The organism is Pseudomonas sp. 86_A, from assembly GCF_017491705.1.
Classification (GTDB): Bacteria; Pseudomonadota; Gammaproteobacteria; order Pseudomonadales; family Pseudomonadaceae; genus Aquipseudomonas; species Aquipseudomonas koreensis.
On sequence record NZ_JAFGYS010000142.1, the window covers coordinates 1 to 463 of the forward strand.

1 protein-coding gene is annotated in these 463 nt (G+C 63.3%); it reads left to right on the top strand.

The genetic code is table 11. The annotated features are described in order from the left end of the window. Positions 1-164: 164 nt before the first annotated feature. Positions 165-463: hypothetical protein (locus tag J5M57_RS28405; RefSeq protein ID WP_207938531.1), on the top strand; the 299-nt coding region annotated here is incomplete at its 3' end.

Genomic DNA, 463 nt, shown 5'->3' on the forward strand with positions numbered 1-463 from the left:
TCTCCAAGCCGCCCCGCCCAAAACTCGCCGTGCTATCCGAGGCCGAAAGTTTGCACGGCGAGTGACCACACGACAGCCCGGCTGCCGCGTGCTAAGCGCACGAAACCGGGCGAATCTCCTGCTGCACCGGCTGTTCCGGCTCACCATGTACACCGCACCACGCAATGACCGCGACGAGCGAAATCAACCAAATCGCCAGAGCGGCAGCGTCTTCTCCTTCCTTTTCATCTGCTCTCCTATCGCAGAATCAACCGACGCCGCGCGAGCTTCGCGAGCAGTGGTCGCAATTCCTTCATCGCATTGGCCGCCGCTCGATCGCCGCGCGCCGTACGCGGTGGGGTGTACACAACGAAAGCCGGCACGCAAACGCCCGCGCCTATCCCAAGTTCCGCGAGGTCTTCGAACAGCGCTTCTCGCCGTTCAGCGACCCCGCGCTCGTTCGATTGCTCCATGCCCTACCACC